We start from the raw sequence: 17,052 nt of genomic DNA on the forward strand, positions 1-17,052 counted from the left end.
CGCGGAGGGGGTCAGACCTTCGAGACGGCCGAGCTCACGTCGGTGGGCTTCTCGTAGTCGCCGTCCGGGATCGCACGGAGGGCCTCGAGGACGTCGCCGTCCGCGCCCTCCTTCTCCGCGGTCTCGACGATCGTGTCCTTCGAGGCGGGGTAGTCGATGCCCGAGAGGTACTTCTGGATCTGGATCGGGTTGGGTGCGTCCATCGTGCTGTCCTTTCGTCGCCTTGCTGAGTGTTACGAGTGCTCTTCGGCGAAGAGCCGGTCGAAGGCGTCGACGCGCCGGTCGGTGACCGTCGTGGGCGTCTCGAGGTGCACGGCGCCGCTGGGCACGAGGCCCGCGCCGCCGAAGCGCTCCATGACGCGCCACTGCGCGGCGACGTCCTCACCGCTGTGCTCCGGGGGCAGCTGCTCCCAGAAGTCGAAGCCGCCGACGGCCAGGAGGGCGTCGCGGCGGTAGAGGACGCACGCGCCCAGCCAGGCGACCCGGTACGCGCGCCAGGCGCCCTCCGGGACGTCGAGGCGGGCGGCGACGTGCGTGAGATTCGCCGCGTTGTGCAGCGGCCAGCGCTCGAACTCCGGGGTTCCGCGCCGCACCCGCTCGGGCTCGACGCGCTCCTCCCAGGTCTCGAACGACTCGGTCTCGTGCGGGCGCACGTCCTCGAGGTAGGACAGGCCCTGCACCGCGGAGCCGACGAAGCCGCAGTCGAGGCGCTCGAGGGCCTCGTGCAGCCGCGAGAGCGTGCCCGGCTCGAGCCACACGTCGTCGTCGAGGAAGAGGACGGCCGGGGCGGTGGCGAGGGAGAGGAGGTAGTGCCTCTGCTCCGCGAGCCCGCGCCGGGGCAGGTGCCGGCGCACCACCGGAGCCCGGCCCTGTGCCTCCAGCACGCGCAGCATCGCGAGGATCGTCGGGTCGCTCTCGGCGACCGCGTCGTCGGACTGGTCGCTCACGATCACGCGGAAGGGCGGGTCGTCCTGAGCGGCGAGTCCGGCGAGCGTGGCGGCGAGCTCGGCACGGCGGCCGACCGTCGGCACCAGCACGTCGATCAGCGGCTGCCGGGGAGCCTCCGGGACCCCCCAGCGCCCGGACCACCGGCGGCTGGTCACGGCGCGGCCGATCGGATGCGCTGGACCATCTCGGTCGTGGAGTGCTCCGAGACGTAGCCGACCGTGGTGACGACGCCCCCGTAGGAGCGCACGACGGCCGCCTCCGCGAGCATGTCGGGGTTGTAGTCCCCGCCCTTCACGTAGACGTCGGGCTGCACGCGCTCGAGCAGCGGGATGGGGGTGTCTCCGTCGAAGAGCGTCACGTAGTCGACGCAGCCCAGCTCGGCGATCACGCCCGCGCGGTCGCCCTCCGGGTTGATCGGCCGTCCCTCGCCCTTCAGCCGCCGGACGGAGTCGTCGTCGTTCACCGCGACCACGAGCACGTCGCCGAGCTCGCGGGCCTGGCGGAGGTAGGCGGTGTGGCCGCGGTGCAGGACGTCGAAGCAGCCGTTGGTGAACACCACGCGGCGACCGCGGCGCGACTGCTCCGCGAGGACCTCGACGAGGGCGTCCTCGCCGAGCACGACGGCGCCGGGAGCGGCGAGGGAGGCGAGCAGGTCGTCGCCCGAGCAGACGGAGGTGCCGGGGCGCTGCACGACCACGTCGGCGGCGGCCTGCGCCAGATCGACGGCGGTGGCCAGGGAGCGGCCGGCGGCGAGGGCGAGGGTGGCGGTCGCGGCGAAGGTGTCGCCGGCGCCGGATGCCTGCTTCTCCTCCGCTGGCTGAGCGAAGGTGCGGCTGACCGTGCCGTCGGCGTCGAGGGCGGTGGAGCCGTCCCGGTCGAGGGTGACCACGACGTGCCGGGCGCCCGAGCGGGCGCGCAGGTCGTCCGCCGCGTCGCGCACGGCGGCGGCCCGCTCCGTCCCGCGGCCGAGGGAGCCGCCGAGCAGCCGCTCCGCCTCCTTGGCGTTCGGGGTGACGAGGTCCGGCCGCGCGAAGGCCCAGTCGGCGAGCTCGTGCGCGTCGATCACGAGGAGGCCGGGGCGCCCGACGGCGAGCAGGCGCTCGACGGCCTCGCGGAGGATCCCCGAGCCGTAGTCGCAGACCAGGACGGCGTCGGCGCCCGCGGCGGCCTCGGCGGCGGCACCGGCGAGCAGGGCCAGCTCGTCGTCGGCCGGGTGGTGCGGACCGGAGTCGACGCGCAGCATCACGCTGTCGCCGCCGACCACGCGGGTCTTGATCGTCGTCGCAGCGCCGGTGCGGACGACCCGGGAGGTGTCCAGGCCGGCCCGCTCGAGGGCGCGCACGAGCCGATCGCCCTCGGAGTCGCGTCCGGCCACGCCGACCGTGCGGACGACGGCGCCCAGCGCGCGCAGGTTGGCGGCGGTGTTGGCGGCCCCGCCCGCGACGTCGACGACGTCCTCGAGCCGCAGGACCGGCGCGGGCGCCTCCCGCGTGACGCGCTCCGCCTCGCCGAGCCACCAGGAGTCGAGGATGAGGTCTCCGATCACGGCGACGACCGGCGGGCGCTCGTGGACGTGCGCCAGGAGGGCGCTCGCCCGCTGGAGCGCCGAGCCCTCGAGGCTCATCGCGCGCCTCCCGGCAGAACGGGCAGGCCGAAGTGCACGACCGTGGTCGTGGTCATCTCGTCGAGCAGCTCCGGGCCGTAGCCGAAGCCGGAGCCGGACGCTCCGCGGGGCTGGGCGCTGCCGCCCGGCGCTCCTCCGAAGACGCCGTTGACCTTGACTGTGCCGACCGGCAGCGTCGCCGCGGCGCGGTGCGCGTGCTCCATGTCGGCGGTGAGGATCGAGGCGGCCAGGCCGTAGGGGCTCGCGGCGGCCAGGTCCAGGCCCTCGTCGAAGGAGTCGACGACGCGGATCGGCGCGACGGGCCCGAAGGTCTCCTCCGTCATCACCAGCATCGACTCGGTGCAGTCGGCCAGGACGGTCGCGGGGTAGAAGGTGCCGTCCCCGGGAGTGCCGCCGGTGAGGGCGCGCGCGCCGCTGCCGAGCGCCTCCGTGACGTGCTCGTGGACGGCGTCGCGCATGCGGGCGTCGACCAGGCGGGGGAGCGGGCCCGCGCTCCAGCGGTCGGCCTCGGCGACCAGCTCCGCCGTGAACGCCTCGGCGATGTCGCGGTGCACGTAGATCCGCTCGACGGAGGTGCAGATCTGGCCGGCGTTGGCGAAGGCGCCCAGCGCGGCCTGCTCGGCGGCCCAGACCGGATCGACGTCGCGGTCGACGACGAGCGCGTCGTTGCCGCCGTTCTCGAGGATCACGTGCGCGCCGGTGACGGCGGCGACCCGGGCGAGCGCGCGGCCGGTGGCGGTCGAGCCGACGTGGGCGAGGACATCGACGCCCTCGGTGCGCGCCAGCTCGTCGCCGACCGCCCCGTCACCCTCGACCAGGGTCAGCACGCCCTCGGGCAGCGCCTCGGCGAGGATGCTCGTGAAGAGGGCGCCCGTGCCCGGGCTGCGCTCGCTCGGCTTGTGCACGACGACGTCCCCGGAGACGATCGCGGCGCCCAGGAGGCCCGCGGCGACGGCGACCGGGTCGTTCCACGGAGTGAGGGCGAGCACGACACCGCGCGGGTGCGGCAGGGCCAGATCGACGTTGAGAGCCCCTCCGCGCAGGCTCCTCCCGCGGTGCAGCGGGCCGAGCTCGGCGTACTGGAGCAGCGTGTCGACACCGGCGCGCACGCCGCCCAGCGCGTCGCCGGCGGGCTTGCCCGTCTCCTGCGTATTGAGGTCGGCGAGCTCCTGCTCGCGCTCGGCCACGCGGTGGGCGGCGGCACGGAGCAGGGCGCCGCGCTCGGCGGGCGCGGTGGCGGCCCACGCGGGGAACGCGGTCCGCGCGCGGCGGACGGCGTCGGCGGCGGTCGTGGCGGGGGTCGTGATGTCGATGGTCACGGTCACCTCTCGGTCGGGGGCGCCCGCGGAGTGGCGGACGCATCCGTCCGGTACCCGGGTGGTGCGCGCCTAGACACGCCGCCTCGGGAATCCGCCCCCGGATCGGCGACGAGGGCTCGCCGCCGATCCGGTTTCGGATCGGTCCCGGCGGGGAAGTGGAGGAGTGCACCGTCCCTGGAGCGGCGCCCGCGCGCCCTCCGCACCTGAGAGGAACCCGTCGTGGTCGCCATCGCCCCCCTCCGAGAGCCCTTCGCCGGAGTCGAGAGGATCGCCGTCCTGCGCGGCGGCGGACTCGGCGACCTGCTGTTCGCGCTGCCCGCCGTCGACGCCCTCGCGGCCGCCTACCCGGGAGCCGAGATCACCCTGCTCGGGACGCCCGCGCACCGGGTCCTGCTGACGGGTGTCGAGTCGCCGATCGCCGACGTCGAGATCCTGCCGGTGGCGCAGGGCGTCCGCGACGGAGAGGGGGAGGACCCCCGGGTCGTCGAGGACTTCACCGAGCGGATGCGCGCGCGCCGCTTCGACCTGGCCGTGCAGCTGCACGGCGGCGGGCGCTACTCCAACCCGTTCCTCCAGCGCCTCGGCGCGCGCCACACGATCGGGTCGCGCACCGACGACGCCGCGGAGCTCGAGCGCACGATCCCCTACGTCTACTACCAGCACGAGATGCTGCGGGCGCTCGAGATCGTCGGGCTGGCAGGAGCGCCCGCGACACGCCTCGAGCCGGCGCTCGCCGTGGATCCGGAGCGGCGGGACCGCCTCGCCGCGGCGCTGCCCGCGGGCGGCCCGCTGGTGCTGATCCACCCCGGCGCGACCGATCCCCGCCGGCGCTGGCCCGCCGCCTCCTTCGCCGCCGTGGCGACGGAGCTGCTGGCGGACGGCGCGCGCGTGCTGGTGGTGGGCGACGCCTCGGACGTGCCCGCCGCCGACGAGATCGTCGCCGGAGCGCCGGGAGCGGTCTCCTGGGCGGGCGTCGTGGACCTCCCGGACCTCGCTCCGCTGCTCTCGCTCGCCGACCTCGTGCTCGGCAACGACTCCGGACCCCGCCATCTCGCCGCCGCGGTCGGCGCTCCGACGGTCGGGGTCTTCTGGGTGGGCAACGCGATCAACGCCGCGGCCCTCGGGCGGCAGCGCCATCGGGTGCAGCTGAGCTGGACCACGCACTGCCCGGTCTGCGGGCGCGACGCCACGCAGGTCGGCTGGACCGCTCCGCGCTGCGAGCACGACGTCACGTTCGTCGGCGATGTGCGCGTCGAGGCGGTGCTCGAGGACGTCCGCGGGGTGCTCGCCTCCACCCGCTGAACCGCGAGACGCCACCTCGGTACGCGACGCGCCGGGGCGTGCGAACCGAGGCGGCGTCTCGCGGAGGGGGATCCGGGGCGCGCCCGGATCAGCGGATCACGGCCAGGACGGCTCCTCCTCGTGCGTGATGACGAGCTCGCGGACCTCGCAGCCGCGCGGCTGGCCGAGGACGAACATGACGGCGTTCGCCACGTTCTCCGGATCGTTCAGCAGCGCGTCCGGACCCGGCTTGTACTGCTCGTCGCGGTCGTCGAAGAAGCGCGTCTTCATGCCCGACGGGATCAGCGTGGTCACGCCGATCTCGCCCTTGGTCTCGGCCGCGAGCGCGCGGGTGAAGCCGAGCACGCCGAACTTCGAGGCGCAGTAGGCGGTCGCGTCCGAGACGGCCTTGATCGCGAGCGAGGAGGCGACGGTGACGACGCGGCCGTGGGTCTCGGTGAGGAAGGGCAGGGCCGCCCGGACGACGGCCGCGGTGCCGAGGAGGTTGACGGAGATGACGCGCTCCCACTCCTCCGGCTCCACGTCCACGAGGCGGCCGCAGCGGTCGATGCCGGCCGCGGTCACGACGGCGTCGAGCCCGCCGTGCTCGCGGGCGATCTCGACGACCGCCTTCTCGGCCTCGCGGGTCTTCGCGACGTCGACCTGGTAGGCGGCGACGCCCTCCTTCACCGACGAGACGTCGCGGTCGAGCACGATCGGGGTGCCGCCGGCGGCGGCGACCGCGGCGGCGACGGCCGCACCGAGCCCGGAGGCTCCTCCGGTGATCAGGACGCGGCCGATGGGGGTGGGAGTGGTGCTCATGGTTTCCTTCCGGGGGTGGTCTGCGGGCCTCGTGGGCCGCGGGTCAGCCGACGCGCGCGAGCGCGGCGGCGAGATGGGTGGTCGAGCGGCCCGGGTGGTACGGCACGGTCAGGACCCGGCCGCCCCACTCCGCCACCGTCGCCGTCTCGGGGAGGGACTCGGCGGAGTAGTCGCCGCCCTTCACCCAGACGTCGGGGCGGATGCGGCGCAGCGCCTCGTCCGGCGTGTCCTCGCCGAAGACCAGCACGGCGTCGACGCACTCGAGCGCGAGCAGCAGGTCGACGCGGTCGTCCTCGGGGATGATCGGCCGCGCCGCGCCCTTGAGGCGCCGGACGGAGTCGTCCGAGTTGAGGCAGACGATCAGGCAGTCGCCGAGAGCCCGTGCTGCGGAGAGGGTGCGGGCGTGGCCGGCGTGGAGCAGGTCGAAGCAGCCGCCCGTCGCGACCACCGTTCCTCCTGCCGCGCGGACGGACTCGGCGACGCGCAGGGCGTCCACCCCGCCGCCGTGGAGGAGTGCGGGGTCGGCGGGAGCGGAGAGGGAGGCGACCCCTCCCGCGAGGAGGTAGGCGCCGGCTGCGGCGACCGCCGCCTGCACCGCCTCCGACGTGCTCGCACCCTCGGCGAGGGCGACGGCGGCGGAGGCGGCGAACCGGTCGCCCGCGCCGCACGGGTCGGTGGGCGGCACGGCGACGGCCGGTGCGACGACCGGGACGCCGGCGCCGCGGGAGCGCAGCAGGGCGCCGGAGGATCCCATCGTCACGGTGACCGCACCGCAGCCCCAGCGCTCGAGGAGGGTGGTCGCGGCGGACTCGGCGCGCGTCGCTCCGCGGCCGACGGCTCCCGAGAAGGCGGTGGCCTCGGCCAGGTTCGGGGTGGCGAGGGAGGTGGCGGCGACCGGCTGCGAGCCCCGCGGGTGCGGATCCCACACCAGCGGCACGGTGAGCGCGTCGAGCGCCGTGCGGAGCGACGGCTCCTCGGTCAGGCGGCGGCCGTAGTCGGCGACGATCACGGCGTCGGCGTCGGCGAGCGCGGCGAGCATGGCGTCGGTGACGCCGGGGACGGGCGGCGTCTCGCAGCCGCGGTCGATCCGTACGACGGCCTGGCCGGAGGCGGCGACGCGGGTCTTCACCGGCGTCGGCGCTCCCGAGGGCCCGGCGACCAGGCGGACGCCGGACAGCTCGGCGCGCAGCTCCGCCACGTCCGGATCCGAGTCCTCGGCGAGCGCGGTCACCAGCGTCACCTCGTGCCCATCGCGGGCGAGCATCCGGGCGACGAGCCCGGCACCGCCGGCGCGGGCGCTGCGGGCCGACACGTCGACCACGGGGACGGGGGCGTCCGGGCTCAGCCGCTCGGCGGGTCCGGAGAGGTCGACGTCGAGCATCACGTCGCCGACGACGACGAGGCGCAGGCGGCTCACGCGGCGGCCGCCGTCCGTGCGCGGATCCGGTGCTCGAAGGCCCGGCAGAGCGCGTGCACGAGCACCAGCTGCGCCTCCTGCACATTGGAGCCGTGGCCCTCGAGGGCGATCGCCTCGTCGCAGAGCTCGGTGAGCGGGTTCGGCCCCTCGCCGGTCAGCGCCCACGACCGGGCGCCCGCCGCACGGGCGGCCTCCGCGGCGTGGAGGAGGTTCGCGCTGCGTCCGCTGGTGGAGAGCAGCACCACGACGTCCCCCGCCCGGGCGTGCGCGGTGACCTGGCGCGAGAACACGTGGTCGAAGCCGTAGTCGTTGCCGATCGCGGTCAGGCTCGACGTCTCGGCGTGCAGCGAGATGGCGGAGAAGGGGACGCGGTCGCCGTCGAAGCGGCCGACGAGCTCGGCGGTGAGGTGCTGCGCCTCGGCCGCGGAGCCGCCGTTGCCCGCGGCGAGCAGGCGCGCGCCGGAGTGCAGGCGGTCGGCGAGCTCGACGCCCCAGGCGGCGATCCTGTCGGAGTGGCGCTCCAGCTGCGCGACCGCGTCGAGCGCGCGCGCCACGTGGTCGTCGACGAGGCGCCGGGCGGCGTCGGCCGGGGTGTCCAGAACGGTGTCGATGGTCGCGGTGTCGATGGTCATCGTCGCGGAGCCGCCTTCCGGGTGGTGGGGGATGAGGGTGCGCTCGTGGCGCCGGTGAGGAGCGACTCGTCGCCGAGGCCGGCGAGGGTCGTGACGTAGGCGCGCTCGGTGTCGGCGGCGACGCGGTCCCAGGAGTAGCGGGACTCGACGCGCTCGCGTCCGGCGGCCCCGTAGGCGCGGGCGCGGTCGGGGTCCTCCAGCAGCGAACCGAGGGCGGCGGCCAGGGCGACCGGGTCGCGCGGAGGCACGTGGACCCCGGTGACGTCCTCGACCACGGTGTCGATCAGGCCGCCCACGGAGGAGGCGACGACCGGCACGCCGCAGGCCATCGCCTCGAGCGGAGTGATGCCGAACGGCTCGTACCAGGGCGCGCAGACCACGACGTCGGCCGAGCGGAGCATCGCGGGCATCTCGGTCTGCGAGAGCTGGCCGACGAAGTCGACGCGGTCCGCGACGCCGAGGCTCTCGGCCACGCCGTGCAGCCGCTGGTACTCGGGGTCCGCGGTCAGCGCGTCGCCGGAGCCGGAACCCCCGACGACGACGAGCTCGGCGTCGTGTCCGGCCGCGACCAGGTGCGCGAGCGCCTCGATCGCGATGCCCATGCCCTTGCGCGGCACCAGGCGTCCGATGGTCATCAGCCGCGAGCGCTCGCCGCGGGGCGCGACCGGGCCCTCGACCGAGAACCGGTCGATGTCGACTCCGCAGGGCACCACCGAGATGCGCGAGGTCTGCACGCCGAGCCCCTTGAGCTCGAAGGCCTCGTCCGAGCAGGTGGCGACGACGCCGTCGGCCTTCTGGCCCACTCCGGGCTCGAGCCAGGCGCGCTCCTCGGGGCTGGTGTCGAGCGCGCCCTGCTGGCGGCGCTTGACCACGCCCAGCGCGTGGAAGGTGTGGAGGACGGGCACGCGCCGCCCGGTGGCTCGCTCCACCCGCTCGGAGGCGTCGAGCGCGGCGACCCCGGACATCCAGAAGTGGCTGTGCACGAGGTCCGGCCGCTCCTGCAGCCACTCCTCGGCGAGGTCGACGGCGAAGTCGCCCATGAAGGGCAGCAGCTCGTCCTTCGACACCCGGCTCGGCGGGCCTGCGTCGATGTGCACCACCTCGACGCCCGAGGTGAAGGGCACACGCCGGGGGAGGTAGGGGTCGTCGCGGCGGGTGTAGACGACGACGCGGTGGCCGCGGCGCGCGAGAGCGTCGGCGAGGGCCGCCACGTGGACGTTCTGGCCGCCGGCGTCGACGCCGCCGAGGGTCGCCAGCGGGCTCGCGTGCTCCGAGACCATGGCGATCGTGAGCGCGGGCGCGGCGGAGAGGTGCTGCTTCATCGGGTGCTCCCTTCCAGAGCGGGCTCCGGCGACCGGCGTCCGGGGAGGTCGGCGAGGACCTCGTCCCAGTCGCGGTGGAACCGGGCGAGGCCGTAGCGCGCGAGCGCGGCCTCGCGGGCGACGGCGCCGGCGCGGGCGGCCCGGTCCGGGTCCTCGACGAGCGCCCGGGCCGAGGCGACGAGGGCGTCGAGGTCGTTCGAGATCGCTCCGGCCTCGGGCGGGACGGCGCGCCCCGCCTCCGTCACGTCGAGCGCGACGACGGGCATCCCGAGGTGCATCGCCTCCAGCAGTGCGAGGCCGAGGGAGGTCCATCGGAACGGGTGCAGGTAGACCCGGCGGCGGGCCAGGGCCCCGTGCATCGCCTGCGTGCGGACGTCGCCGAGGACCGTCACGTCCTCCAGGCCCGGCAGCTCGGCGAGCCGGTCGGTCTTCATCCCGAAGACGTCCAGCGGAGCGACGGCGCCGAAGTGGGGGAGCAGGTCGGTCCCCGCGACCCGGCCCCGGCGGACGGGCTCGTTGACGACCACGCCGAAGTGCGGCAGCTCGCCGGTGTAGAGAGGGCCCGGGTCGTGGATCCCGTGCTCGATCACCGTCGTCCGCGTCGATCCGGTGTCCCACATCAGGGCGTTGAAGTGGGTGACGTGGACGATCAGCAGGTCGTCGCGGTCGGCGAGCGGGTGGCGGTTGTCCGGCACGTCCCCGCGGGGGGTGTTGTGCTCCACGTAGACGGCGGGCACGTCGCGGCCGAGGCGTCGCCCGAGCAGGCGCTCGGCCTCGGCGAGCTCCTCGGGCCTCTGGAGGAGGACCGCGTCGACGTCGGCGTCGTGCAGCTCCTCGGGGGCGATCTCGACGGCGCTCGGCCAGTCGCGGCCGCCGGTGCCCAGGCCCCAGCCGTCGCGGGCCGGAGTCGTGGGGAGCAGGTAGGTATGGGCGCCGCGGACGAAGGCGTCCGCCCAGCCGCCGTGCACGTGCCAGAGCAGGATCCTCATGCGATGGCCTCTCTCGGGGAAGTCGTGGGTCGGAGTCGGAGGGCGGCGGCGACCGCCTCCTCGGCGCTCACCCCCGCGAGGCAGGGATGGCCGGGGACGGGGCACACGCGGGCGCGCGAGCCGGCGCAGGGCGCCTCCTGGTCGCCGAGCAGCGCGACCGGGACGCCGTAGGGCGCCCAGCGCACGGCCGGGACGACCGGCGCGAAGAGGCTGACCATGGGGGTGCCGACCGCGGCGGCGAGGTGCGCGGGGCCGGTGTTGCCGCAGATCACGACCTCGGCGCCGGCCAGCACCTCGGCGGCGCCGGGGAAGTCCGTCGCCCCGCCGAGGTCGATGCCGCGGGAGCCCGCGACCTCGGCCGTGAGGGAGCGCTCGCCCGGGCCGCCGGTGACGACGACGGCGAGGCCCGCGTCCGCCAGCAGCTCGACGGCGCGGGCCGCGTTCGCCGCGGGCCAGGCGCGGGCGGGGACGGCTGCCCCGGGGTGCACGACCGCGTAGGGGCCGATCCCCTCGAGAGCGGCGGGCAGCACGCCCTCGCGGCGCACGCGGAGCCGTCCGTCGTCGCCGGCGGGCAGCGCGAAGCCGGCCGCCGCCGCGATCGCGAGCGCGCGCTCCGGCTCCGGCTGGTCCTCCTCGAGGGTCTCGCCCGGGACGAGGCGCACATCGAGCAGGGCGCCCGCGAAGTCGACCGAGGCGCCCGTGATGCGGGCGACACCGGCGAGGCGGAGCAGCAGGGCCAGCGGAAGCGGCGACTGGTGGAAGGAGGTGAGGATCACGGCCTCGTCCGGCGCGAACTCCTCGACGATCGCGCGCAGCTCGTCGACGAGCTCGGCGTCGACGGGGCGGGAGGCGTCGCCGATCCACGGGCACCACCAGGTGCGGACGGAGGAGGGACCCGGCAGCAGCGCGGCCGCGGGCGCTCCCTGCGGACCGCTCAGCAGCAGCACCTCGGCGTCGGCCGCGATCGCGCGGACGGCGGGTCCGCACAGCAGGACGTCTCCCGCGCTGTCCAGGCGGGCGACGAGCACGCGGCGCCTCACTCGGCGTCCTCGTCGGGCTGCATCGCGAGCAGCAGCTCGACCGCCTCGAGGAGCGTCGCCGCCTGCAGCGGAGCGGCGTCCACCTCCTCGGCGCGGGTGACCGGAGTCGGCACCAGCACTCCACGGGCGCCGGCCGCGGCGGCGGCGCCGACGTCGGCCCCGATGTCGCCGATCACGGCGAGGGACCGTGCCGGCAGTCCCAGCTGCTCGGCGGCGCCGAGAACCATGCCGGGCCGGGGCTTCCGGCAGGAGCAGTCGTCCTCCGAGCCGTGGGGGCAGAGCATCCACACGTCGAAGCCGCCGAAGAGCTCGTCCACGCGCCGGTTCACCGCGTCGGCCTGGCCGCGGTCGATGATCCCGCGGGCGATCCCGGACTGGTTGGTGACCACGCCCACGGCCAGCCCCGCCTCGCGCGCCCGCTCGACCGCGGCGAGGGCGGTGGGCATCGGGGAGACCTGCGCCGGGTCGCCGTTGTAGGGCACGTCGACCACGAGCGTCGCGTCGCGGTCGAAGAGGATCCCCCGCAGGCGCGGGGCCCTCGCGCGCTCGTCGGCGCTCCGGGAGGAGGAGTCGTTCACCTTCTCCTCGTACCCCTCGACCGGGGATGTAAACCCCCTTCCGGAGAAGTCGGTCCCTCCGGGCGCGTCGCTCGCATCTGCGGGCGGCGCGTCTGAGGTGCGCGCAGCGGGGTACGGGGACTCCGACAGGAAGGAGGCGCCGTGCGCGCTCTCACCGCCCCGGACGGGACTCCGGAGATCCTCGCGCTGCGCGCCCTCAAGCTCGGCGACCTGCTCGTCGCCGTCCCGGCGCTCAAGGCCCTGCGCCGCGGCTTCCCGGACCACCGGCTGATCATGGCGACCACGCCCTGGCTCGAGCCGATCGTCGACCTCGTCGAGGGCCTGGACGCGCTCGTGCCCACCCTCCGCGGACTCGACGACCCGCTGCCGATGGCCGCCGGCCGGGTCGAGCTCGGCGTGAACCTCCACGGCAACGGCCCGGAGTCGCGGCTGCGGCTGCGCGAGATCGCGCCCGAGCGCACGCTGGAGTTCCGCGTCCCGGCGCTGGACCCGGGCGCGGGCCCGGAGGACCCGCGGCCGCTCTGGATCGACGGCGAGCTCGAGCGCGCCCGCTGGGCCCGGCTGGTGAACTCGATCGGTCTCGACGCCGACCCCGAGGACGTCGCGATCGCCGTCCCGGAGGAGCCCGCCTCGGCCCCCGGAGCCGCCGTCGTGCACATCGGGGCCTTCTACGGCTCGCGCGAGTGGCCGGAGGAGCGCTTCGCCGCGGTGGCCCGCGCCCTCACCGCCGAGGGGCACCGCGTCGTCTACACCGGGGGCGCGAACGAGGCCGACCGCGCCCGCCGCGTCGCCGAGCTCGCCGGCACGGGCGAGGTGCTGGCGGGGGAGCTCGCGCTCAGCGGGTTCGCCGCGGTCGTCGCGGCCGCCGAGGTCGTGGTGACCGTCGACACCGGAGCCGCGCACCTCGCCTCCGCGTACGGCGTCCCCTCGGTCGTGATCTTCGGTCCGGCACCGCCCGAGGCCTGGGGCCCTCCGGCCTCGGGTCCGCACGTCGTGCTGACCGACGCCTCCCTCCGCCGCGGCGATGTCTTCTCCGCCGAGCCGGACCCGGCGCTGCTCGCGGTCCAGGTCGACGACGTCCTCGCCGCCCTCTCGTCGCTCCCGTCGCGTGCCGAGGCCCACCTCAGGCGGACTTCAGCCGCGTCGCCGGTCGGACCGGAGTGACCGTGGCCACGCGGGCCCGGGGAGCGCGCGGCTGATGGCTGCGCGAGGGGGCGCCGAGCCGGTCGGCGAGCTGCGCGAGGATCCGCCGCTGCAGGCGCGAGACCTGCATCTGCGTCGTCCCCAGGGCGTCGGCTATCTGCTGCTGGGTCCGCTCCTCGACGAAGCGCATGCGCAGGAGCTCGCGCTGGCCCTCCTCGAGCTCGGCGAGGGCCTCGGCGAGCCCGTGCCGCCGGTCGATCTCGAGCAGCCGCTCGTCCTCGCCGCCGAGGGTGTCGCCCAGGCCGACGCCGCCCTCGCCCACGGTCTCGTCGAGGGAGAGCGGATGCCCCGCGAGGCGCGCGTCGGCCACCTCCGTCGCGTCCACTCCGAGGCGGCGGGCGATCTCCTGGTCGGTGGGGTGACGGCCGAGCTCCTGCGCGAGCTCGTCGGCGACGACGGCGGAGCGGCGGTGCAGCTCCTGCACGCCGCGCGGCGGCCGGATCATCCAGCCGAGGTCGCGGAGGTGGCGCTTGAGCTCGCCGGTGATCGTGGGGACGGCGAACGCGGCGAAGCTGTCGCCGCGCTCGGGAGTGAAGCGGCGGGCGGCCTTCACGAGGCCCACGTAGGCGACCTGGCGCAGATCCGCCCAGTCGCCTCCGCTCCTGGAGACCCGGCGGGCCATGGCCTCGGCCAGGCCCAGGTGGTCGAGCACGATGCGCTCGCGGATGCGCGCGCCCTCGGCGGCCTCCGCGCTCACCGCGGCCTGGAAGAGCGAGAGCGTGCGGGCGTCCTTCTCCTCCCGTGCCGCCTCGGTGAGGGCGCTCGGGCGGTCGGTGCGGGGGTCGAGATCGATCGTGCTCATCAGTGCTCCTTCCGGGCACGCTCGCGCGGAGGCCCGGCGCGGCCTGCGGTGCGGCGCTCGGGCCCTCTCGACGAGAGGCCCGGGGTCAGCGCACCACTGCTCCTGCTCGCTCGGGGAGTCCGTTGACTCGGAGCAGTGCTGTCCGGTAGAAGCAGTCGCCGCGAGGCGCGCACCGTGCCCGGGGCGGAGGCGCCACGGCCCCCGCGATCCCGGGCGCCGCACCGGCTCCCGCCGGTAGGATCGGCCTCGTATGTCTGAGCTCACCCCGCCCCTGGAAAGCGCGCCGGACGCGCACCCGTTCACGACCGCGACCGGGAGCGACGTCCGCGTCCGCTTCTGCCCCTCGCCGACCGGGACCCCGCACGTCGGCCTCATCCGCACCGCCCTGTTCAACTGGGCGTACGCGCGCCACACCGGCGGCACGTTCGTCTTCCGCATCGAGGACACGGACGCCGCCCGCGACAGCGAGGAGAGCGTGGAGCAGATCCTCGACGCGCTGCGCTGGCTGAAGCTCGACTGGGACGAGGGCGTCGGAGTCGGCGGCCCGCACGGCCCGTACCGGCAGTCCGAGCGCACCGATGTCTACCTCGACGTGATCGCGCGCCTGACGGCCTCGGGGCACCTCTACGAGAGCTACTCCACGGCCGAGGAGATCGACGCGCGCAACGAGGCGGCCGGCCGCGCGAAGCAGCACGGGTACGACAACCACGACCGCGATCTCACCGAGGAGGAGCGCGCCGCCTTCCGCGCCGAGGGCCGCGCCCCGGCGCTGCGCCTGCGCGTGCCGGACGCCGACCTGTCCTTCGACGACCTGGTCCGCGGCCCGATCACGTTCCCCGCGGGCTCCTTCAGCGACTTCGTCGTGGTGCGCCCCAACGGCCAGCCGCTCTACACGCTGGTGAACCCGGTCGACGACGCGATCATGCAGATCACCCACGTGCTGCGCGGCGAGGACATCCTCCCCTCGACCGCCCGGCAGATCGCGCTGTACCACGCGCTGATCGACATCGGAGTGACGACCTTCGTCCCGCGCTTCGGGCACCTCCCCTACGTGATGGGCGACGGCAGCAAGAAGCTCTCCAAGCGCGATCCGTCCTCGAACCTCTTCCACCACCGCGACCGCGGCTTCATCCCGGAGGGCCTGGTCAACTACCTCGCCCTGCTCGGCTGGTCGCTCACGCACGACCGCGACGTCTTCTCGATCGACGAGATGGTCGCCGCCTTCGACGTCGCCGACGTGAACCCCAACCCGGCCCGCTTCGACCTCAAGAAGGCCGAGTCGATCAACGGCGACCACATCCGCCTCCTGGCCGTCGACGACTTCACCGAGCGGACGATCCCGTACCTCGTGGCGGCCGGAGTGCTCGCGGGCGAGCCGACCGCCGAGCAGCGCGCGGTGCTCGACGCCGCCGCGCCCCTCGTGCAGGAGCGGATCGGCCTGCTGGGGGAGGCCCCCGGGATGCTCGGGTTCCTCTTCACCTCCTCCGACGCGCTCGAGTACGACGAGGACGCGCTGAAGGGCCTGCCCGCGAACGCCGGCGAGGTGCTCGCCGCCTCGATCGGCGCTCTCGAGCTCGTCCCCGCGTCCGAGTGGCTGACGGCCTCGATCCAGGAGGCGCTCGCCTCCGCGCTGATCGAGGGCCTCGGCCTCAAGCCCCGCATCGCCTACGGGCCGCTGCGCACCGCGGTCTCCGGGCGCCGCGTCTCGCCGCCGCTGTTCGAGTCGATGGAGATCCTCGGCAAGCAGGAGTCGATCGCCCGCCTCGACCGCCTGGGCGCTCACCTCGGCGCCTCCCGGCAGGCCTGACCGTGGCGGAGACGGTCGGCGGACGCTACGACGTCGTCGTGATCGGCGGGGGCCCCGCCGGGCTCTCGACCGCGCTCAACCTCGTCCGGGCGCGCCGCAGCGTGCTGCTGCTCGACAGCAACCGCCCGCGGAACGCCGCGACCCTGCACTCGCACGGGTTCCTCACCCGCGACGGCATCTCGCCGCTCGAGCTGCGCCGCCTCGGCCGCGAGGAGTTCGAGCGCTACGAGGCCGCCGAGGTGCACAACGCCCTGGTGACCTCGGTCGAGCGCTCCGGCGGCGAGTTCGTCGTCGGCGCCCGGGGCGTGCGCGGCAGCGCCGACCGCTCCGTCGTCGCCACCGCCGTCGTGGTCGCCGCGGGACTGCTCGAGACGCCGCCCGCGCTCCCGAGCTTGCGCGCCTACTACGGCACCGCCGTGCACAGCTGCATGGAGTGCGACGGCTACGAGAAGGCGGGGGAGGCGCTCGCCCTGATCGGCGAGACCGACGACCTCGCGGAGCGGGCCATGCTCCTCTCGCAGTGGTCGACCGACCTGATCGTCTTCACCAACGGCGTCGGGACGGTGAGCGACGCCGACGAGTCGCTGCTCGCCTCCATCGGCATCCGGGTCGACCGGCGCCCGGTCGCCGACCTCGCCGGGGAGCGCGCCGAGATGACCGGCGTCCGCCTCGTCGACGGCGACGTCGTCCCGCGCACCGGGGCGTTCGTCCGCCCCGTCTGGACGCCCGCGCTGGACTACCTGGACGCGGCCGGCCCCGACCGCGACGCCGACGGCTTCCTCCGCGTCGACGCCGGTGGCCGCACGTCCGTCCCCGGCCTCTACGCAGCCGGCGAGGTCACCCCTCCCGGCCCGCAGCAGCTGATCGTCGCCGCCGGATCGGGCGCCCAGGTCGCCTCCGCGATCAACCGCGACCTCGTCCGCGCCCGCCTCGGCGAGGCCGCCCCGGAGTCCGAGGGCAGCGTCGTCCGCGGCTCGATTTGAGCGGGATGCCCGCGTAGGGTACTGTCGTCTCTCGGCGCTCGGGTCTCGATCCGGTCGCCGCCTGGTCCCGGGATCACCTCCGGATGACCATTGGGGTATGGTGTAATTGGCAACACGGCTGATTCTGGTTCAGTTGTTCTTGGTTCGAGTCCAGGTACCCCAGCACTGATCTCCTCTGCGGCACTCCGCGCGACGCCCTCGTTCGTGGCGTCCTCCTCCGGGCCCGCCCCCTCGTGATCCGCTCTCGGCGGCGTCCGCAGTATCCCCCCTCCGGCCGACGCGGCC

Annotated in this window: 16 protein-coding genes and 1 tRNA gene; 5 read left to right on the forward strand and 12 right to left on the reverse strand. The window is 75.3% G+C overall.

Going from position 1 to position 17,052, the window contains the following annotated elements; all coding sequences use genetic code 11:
- Positions 1-11 precede the first annotated feature (11 nt).
- From C5C57_RS06295 to C5C57_RS06310, 4 genes are read right to left on the reverse strand one after another with little or no spacing between them, the layout of a single operon-like run.
- Positions 12-203: a DUF2795 domain-containing protein gene (locus C5C57_RS06295; protein ID WP_104223528.1), complete on the reverse strand. Its 192-nt coding sequence runs from the start codon at positions 201-203 to the stop codon at positions 12-14.
- Positions 204-233: 30 nt separating this feature from the next.
- Entirely contained in the window at positions 234-1,103 is an 870-nt protein-coding gene (locus C5C57_RS06300) for a glycosyltransferase family A protein (RefSeq protein ID WP_219812158.1), read from the reverse strand.
- Positions 1,100-2,572 carry a D-glycero-beta-D-manno-heptose 1-phosphate adenylyltransferase gene (gene rfaE2, locus C5C57_RS06305; protein WP_104247443.1) on the reverse strand — a complete coding sequence of 491 codons (1,473 nt, stop codon included), beginning with the start codon at positions 2,570-2,572 and terminating at the stop codon, positions 1,100-1,102. Before rfaE2 ends, C5C57_RS06300 begins: the two co-directional genes overlap by 4 nt.
- Positions 2,569-3,891: an aldehyde dehydrogenase gene (locus tag C5C57_RS06310; protein WP_258071954.1), complete on the reverse strand. Its 1,323-nt coding sequence runs from the start codon at positions 3,889-3,891 to the stop codon at positions 2,569-2,571. Before C5C57_RS06310 ends, rfaE2 begins: the two co-directional genes overlap by 4 nt.
- Positions 3,892-4,110: 219 nt before the next feature.
- On the opposite strand from C5C57_RS06310, the gene C5C57_RS06315 reads away from it, so the two are divergent.
- A complete protein-coding gene (locus C5C57_RS06315; protein ID WP_104233228.1) occupies positions 4,111-5,193 on the forward strand; it encodes a glycosyltransferase family 9 protein in 1,083 nt (360 codons plus the stop codon).
- A 96-nt stretch (positions 5,194-5,289) separates the two neighbouring features.
- On the opposite strand, the gene C5C57_RS06320 is transcribed toward C5C57_RS06315, so the two are convergent.
- The 7 genes from C5C57_RS06320 to C5C57_RS18045 are packed head-to-tail and all read right to left on the reverse strand — an operon-like array spanning position 5,290 to position 11,972.
- Positions 5,290-5,994: an SDR family oxidoreductase gene (locus C5C57_RS06320; protein WP_104233229.1), complete on the reverse strand. Its 705-nt coding sequence runs from the start codon at positions 5,992-5,994 to the stop codon at positions 5,290-5,292.
- A 43-nt stretch (positions 5,995-6,037) separates the two neighbouring features.
- On the reverse strand, positions 6,038-7,402 hold the full coding sequence (locus C5C57_RS06325; protein WP_104297454.1) for a PfkB family carbohydrate kinase: 1,365 nt from the start codon (positions 7,400-7,402) through the stop codon (positions 6,038-6,040).
- Between the two features lie 5 nt (positions 7,403-7,407).
- Positions 7,408-8,043 (reverse strand): SIS domain-containing protein, encoded by a 636-nt coding sequence (locus C5C57_RS06330; protein WP_104247441.1) that lies wholly within the window; start codon positions 8,041-8,043, stop codon positions 7,408-7,410.
- Positions 8,040-9,365: a glycosyltransferase gene (locus C5C57_RS06335; protein ID WP_104247440.1), complete on the reverse strand. Its 1,326-nt coding sequence runs from the start codon at positions 9,363-9,365 to the stop codon at positions 8,040-8,042. Before C5C57_RS06335 ends, C5C57_RS06330 begins: the two co-directional genes overlap by 4 nt.
- On the reverse strand, positions 9,362-10,354 hold the full coding sequence (locus C5C57_RS06340; RefSeq protein WP_104247439.1) for a glycosyltransferase: 993 nt from the start codon (positions 10,352-10,354) through the stop codon (positions 9,362-9,364). The genes C5C57_RS06335 and C5C57_RS06340 overlap by 4 nt, the downstream gene beginning before the upstream one ends.
- Entirely contained in the window at positions 10,351-11,394 is a 1,044-nt protein-coding gene (locus C5C57_RS06345; RefSeq protein WP_219815091.1) for a glycosyltransferase family 9 protein, read from the reverse strand. The genes C5C57_RS06340 and C5C57_RS06345 overlap by 4 nt, the downstream gene beginning before the upstream one ends.
- Positions 11,391-11,972, reverse strand: coding sequence for an HAD family hydrolase (locus C5C57_RS18045; RefSeq protein ID WP_181027174.1), 582 nt, complete (start codon positions 11,970-11,972; stop codon positions 11,391-11,393). The genes C5C57_RS06345 and C5C57_RS18045 overlap by 4 nt, the downstream gene beginning before the upstream one ends.
- Positions 11,973-12,113: 141 nt before the next feature.
- On the opposite strand from C5C57_RS18045, the gene C5C57_RS06350 reads away from it, so the two are divergent.
- Positions 12,114-13,136, forward strand: a complete 1,023-nt coding sequence (locus C5C57_RS06350; RefSeq protein WP_104247438.1) for a glycosyltransferase family 9 protein — start codon at positions 12,114-12,116, stop codon at positions 13,134-13,136.
- Here C5C57_RS06350 and C5C57_RS06355 read toward each other — a convergent pair.
- Positions 13,096-13,977: a sigma-70 family RNA polymerase sigma factor gene (locus tag C5C57_RS06355; RefSeq protein WP_104226266.1), complete on the reverse strand. Its 882-nt coding sequence runs from the start codon at positions 13,975-13,977 to the stop codon at positions 13,096-13,098. The two genes, C5C57_RS06350 and C5C57_RS06355, sit on opposite strands and share 41 nt — an antisense overlap.
- A 250-nt stretch (positions 13,978-14,227) precedes the next feature.
- Here C5C57_RS06355 and gltX point away from each other — a divergent pair, with 250 nt between their 5' ends.
- The 3 genes from gltX to C5C57_RS06370 all read left to right on the forward strand — a co-directional run bounded on the left by gltX (position 14,228) and on the right by C5C57_RS06370 (position 16,930).
- Complete coding sequence (gltX, locus tag C5C57_RS06360; protein ID WP_104223519.1) at positions 14,228-15,784, forward strand: glutamate--tRNA ligase; 1,557 nt, start codon at positions 14,228-14,230, stop codon at positions 15,782-15,784.
- A 2-nt stretch (positions 15,785-15,786) separates the two neighbouring features.
- Complete coding sequence (locus C5C57_RS06365; RefSeq protein WP_104276156.1) at positions 15,787-16,767, forward strand: NAD(P)/FAD-dependent oxidoreductase; 981 nt, start codon at positions 15,787-15,789, stop codon at positions 16,765-16,767.
- A gap of 91 nt (positions 16,768-16,858) precedes the next feature.
- Positions 16,859-16,930 (forward strand) — tRNA-Gln (locus C5C57_RS06370).
- Positions 16,931-17,052: the final 122 nt, after the last annotated feature.

This window comes from Rathayibacter sp. AY1C5 (genome assembly GCF_002931705.1).
Classification (GTDB): Bacteria; Actinomycetota; Actinomycetes; order Actinomycetales; family Microbacteriaceae; genus Rathayibacter.